The sequence below is a fragment of the Paraburkholderia dilworthii genome (assembly GCF_000472525.1).
Classification (GTDB): domain Bacteria; phylum Pseudomonadota; class Gammaproteobacteria; order Burkholderiales; family Burkholderiaceae; genus Paraburkholderia; species Paraburkholderia dilworthii.
On record NZ_AWZT01000120.1, the window covers coordinates 1 to 3,074 of the forward strand.

At 58.4% G+C, this 3,074-nt stretch carries 2 protein-coding genes and 1 pseudogene; all 3 read right to left on the bottom strand.

Annotation, left to right across the window (positions count from 1 at the left end; genetic code table 11):
* Positions 1-244, bottom strand: a pseudogene (locus F759_RS43870) (hypothetical protein); the annotation flags it as partial.
* Positions 245-990: 746 nt separating this feature from the next.
* Entirely contained in the window at positions 991-1,656 is a 666-nt protein-coding gene (locus F759_RS0135385) for a nitroreductase (RefSeq protein ID WP_244439006.1), read from the bottom strand.
* 47 nt (positions 1,657-1,703) lie between these two features.
* The coding region (locus F759_RS39905) for an AMP-binding protein (RefSeq protein WP_036026283.1) at positions 1,704-3,074 on the bottom strand (1,371 nt) is incomplete at its 5' end.

Consider the following 3,074-nt stretch of genomic DNA (forward strand, 5'->3'; position numbering starts at 1 on the left):
CGGGAAAGCCGAATGCCGTCAACTTGCTGCCGTGCGCCGGTCGAAATGCGTTGACCGAGTTTGCTTCGACGCGCATCGGATTCGGATCGATATACCGGCTCTTTAGGAGCGGGGCGATGAACGCGTGTGCGTTCGATCTACAGTCGAGTTGCGGATCGAGCGCGTAGGCGTGCGAGCCCGAAGGGATCCCTGCGGCGATTGCAGTAAGTACCGTTACCCGGGCGTAGATTGCGGAAACCTTCATCAGTCGGTCCACTCAGTCGAGCTGGCTCATGATCCGGACCAGCATGTCCTGCACCCGCTCCGGTTTCATGGCCAGCACTCAGAAGCGCATTCCAGGCCAGCGCGAGGGCCTGCCTGGTGGCACTCCGGCACCATGTCTTCAAGATGACGAAGACTCCGCGCACAGGCCTCTCCAACACCGAGACAAATCGGATTCCTCAGCATTCGCCAACGCCGCTTCAAACGCATGAACAAAACGCTGAAACGCATCCAGGGTCCCATGGACGCTTCGGTACTCGGTGCGCCCGATCCTGCCGTCGAGTACGACCAGCATTCCGGCATTCCCCGCCAATTCCAAGATGTTCATTCCGTTCTCCTCAGATCGCCCGACTATCGACCCGCTCACGCCGCGAGCCGATAGGAGCGCATCGCGGGCATCTCAGCATCCCGCGACACCGCGTTCCTCAAACGAAAATCGGTCCGGCCTCATACAGGCATTGCCTTGCCAGCAGGATCCGGTCCACGATCTCTACGCGCGCGATGCTGAAGGTGAATTACGCCGTTTTCCTCTTCTGCCGCCGGTACGGTCACGCTTGATCAGCCTGTCGGCAGCTACCCTCAATACTTTAAACAGAAACGTCTTACCTTCGATACGAATAGGGATCCTTATTGTCTCCAGATCGCGTCAACGGCGCCGAGCTCGCTTTTCCCACCGGAGCGGGATGGCGCCATTAGGGAGGGTTCCGTTGGCTGGTTCGCACCACGCCGTTATTCATTGTGGTAAATCGCGAACTCTCGAGCAGGCGCTCGCTCCGTCCTCAATCTATTTTCGTCAGCCGACGTATCCTCATATCCGAGCGCCATGCCCGACAGCAGAATGTGGCTGTCAGGGATGTTCAGGATGTCGTGGACGACGCCACCATATTCGCACCAGGCTTGCTGCGGGCATGACACAATTCCGTAGCACTGTGCCGCGATCATTACGTTCTGCATGAACATGCCACTGTCAAGCCAGGAGCCCGCCAGGAGATATCTGTCCATGGTGAAGAACAAGCCGACGGGGGCACCGAAGAACGTGAAATTGCGAAGCATCGCTTCCTTGCGGGAAACATGGTCTGAGCGTTCAATCCCGTAAAGACTGTATAGGTCGAAGCCGACCTTGCGTCGTCGCGATAGATGCACGTCCTTCAGTTTTTCCGGCATGTAGGCGTACTCGTTACACCGCCTGCCTTCGCGAGCGGCCTCCAATACGGCTGCGGACAGCCGATTTCTGGCATTGCCGGTTACCACATGAACGTGCCAAGGCTGAATGTTCGTACCTGAAGGGGCTCTTGCAGCCAGGTTGAGAATGTCGTCGATCACGTTCGCGGTAATAAGTGTATCCAAAAACCGTCTTACCGACCGACGTTGGACAATAGCTTCGATCGTGCTCACGGAAGGCGTTGCATTCATAGGTTAGCCACTCTTTAATAGTGGCAAGACTAATTCGTCCCGGCACCGGCCGCGGCAATAGAACCGTCTCTTTTGCGCTGCTCGCGCAGCACAAACCGCTGGATCTTCCCGCTCGGAGTTTTGGGAAGTTCGGCGGAAAAGTGGACCTGGCGAGGGTAAGCGTGAGCCGCATAGCGGGTCTTTACCCACCGCTGAATATCATGTTCCATTTCGGGCCCCGCCTTTTCATGCCGACGCAGTACGACGTACGCCTCGATAACCTCGCCCCGCACCTTATCCGGTACCGCAATCACTGCGCATTCGGCGACATCCGGGTGCGCGGCGATCACCGATTCGACCTCAAACGGGCCGATCCGGTAGCCAGCCATGATGATTACGTCGTCCTCTCGCGAGGAAAAGAAGAAGAAACCGTCTTCATCGACGCGGCCTAGGTCGCCGCTCAGATACCATCTTCCGTCGCCGGCAAACCGCTCCGAGCTTTTGACAGGATAGTCCTGGTAGCCGTTGAACCAGGCCAGCGGGCTTTCCGCCAGTTCGAACGCGACTCGGCCCACCTCGCCGACTCCGATCTCGACGTCATTGTCGCGATCGAGCACAACCGCCTTCCATCCCGGCATCGCGACACCCATTGAGCCCACTTTCACAGGCCGCGCGAGACGTGGGTCATGATGGTTATTGATGAGCATGCCAGCTTCCGTTTGACCGTAATGATCAAACACTTCAAGGCCAAGGGCGCCGACTGCCCATTCATTCACATCCGGTGTGAGCGGTTCGCCCGCACTTGAGGCGCAACGGAGTGCAAGGCCGGGAGGCGGCTCAATTTCCGAACACAACAAAGAGCGATAAACGGTCGGCGCAGCAGCAAAGTTTGTCACGTTGCGATCGACCAGGACGCGGTACGTGGTCAGCGGGTCAAAACTGGCTTTCAGCAAGATACTGTGAACGCCGGTGCAAAAGGATGCGAGCACGCCAAAGTATAGGCCGTAGCCCCAGCCGGGGTCAGCAGCGCACCAGTAGACATCGTCGTCGCGTACGCCGATACCGAATTCGACATAGCTATGGAATGCGGCGAGCGCTCGAATCGGAACGACCACCGCCTTCGGCCGACCCGTGGTACCGGAGGTGAAGATGTGGATGAAGGGGGCATCCCCGCCCAGTGAGGCAGCCGCGCTTACCGGCTGCTGCGCACCGCCCTTGAGAACTGATTCGAAAGCAACGGCCAGCGGATCGGCGTTTGCCGCTTGCTCACCACCGATCACTACAACACGCCACGAAGGGTTTTCCGGCATATCTTCGCCTGGGGCTAGCTTTGCAGCTTGAGCGGAATCGCAGATCACGACCTTCGCATGACTGCCGGCTAGTCTCAGCGCTATCGCGGCCTGCGCGAATGCCGTGAAGAG